1 protein-coding gene is annotated in these 1,101 nt (G+C 34.7%); it reads right to left on the bottom strand.

What is annotated here, in order from left to right; translation table 11 throughout:
* Window positions 1-875: 875 nt before the first annotated feature.
* The coding region (locus GNY06_RS00260; protein ID WP_166518302.1) for a transposase at window positions 876-1,101 on the bottom strand (226 nt) is incomplete at its 5' end.

The raw sequence follows: 1,101 nt of genomic DNA on the forward strand, positions 1-1,101 counted from the left end.
ACTATTATTCAAGCGTTTTAGGAGGTGAAGACCCTAATTTTCAACCCAAAGCAAGCAGGCCGAGTATAAATCCTGAAATCGATCGAAAAATACAGGCGCATATGGGTGAATTGAAGAGGATTGCCAGTGATGAAATGTCGGATATTGAATTTAAAAATTTGAATTAAGCTCTCAATTTTCAATCAAAAATAAGGGCTGTTTACATTTTGTGAACAGCCTTATTAGTCTCTTTATATCTCATTATTTTTAGAGAGAAATCTGAACCCAATTATTTCCATTTTAATAAGCGTAGGATGATGCTACAGTGTATAAAACCTCGTGTTGGTATTGTTACATAAATATAGTTTTTAAAATTTGGATAAAAGCAGAATCTATGGATAATCCAAAATGTAAGAGTTGGGATAATATAAAACTGCGAAAGCCAAAGTTATCTATGCAGAGACTGTCATTATTGATTTAGTGTAGAAAATCAATCGGCATCTAAAACGTATGGTATCCAGCGTCTGTTATTAGAGATGTATTTAGCAGGCTTAGGTTTTAGATTCATATCGAGGATATTAAAAAGGAGTCATGTTTCATTTTTACATGGATTAATAAATTCGCTACAGTATTACACTACGTGTTAAAGCATCTCGTGTTGAAATAGAGGTATTAGATGAGCTCGATATTTATGTAGCACATAAAAACTACTTTTGGAGAAACTATAAGGACAGAAATATCAATTTATTTTGTAGTGACTACCGGAAAAGTAATTCTGAAAGCATCCCAGCATAAAAGCTTTTACGATCCAAGGCATAAACTTATACGGTGGAGGGATTTCGTGGTTACCTGAGGGAGTGTCACCCGAACAGTGTCAGGTTCTAAATTAATGCTCCTCAAAAGCTGTTTTTTTCCTTGAGAATTCTCTCTCCAAATTTAACATAACGTTGTGATAATGCGATACCCCAGTTATGGATAGGCATTGTCCATTTTTTACTGATATTCTGTATTCCCAGATACATTAGCTTCATCAGTGCCTGTTCTGAAGGAAAAGCACCTTTAGTTTTGGTGATTTTGCGTATCTGGCGATGTACCCCTTGAATTGGATTGGTAGTATATATG

This window comes from Elizabethkingia argenteiflava (assembly GCF_009904105.1).
Taxonomy (GTDB): Bacteria; Bacteroidota; Bacteroidia; order Flavobacteriales; family Weeksellaceae; genus Elizabethkingia; species Elizabethkingia argenteiflava.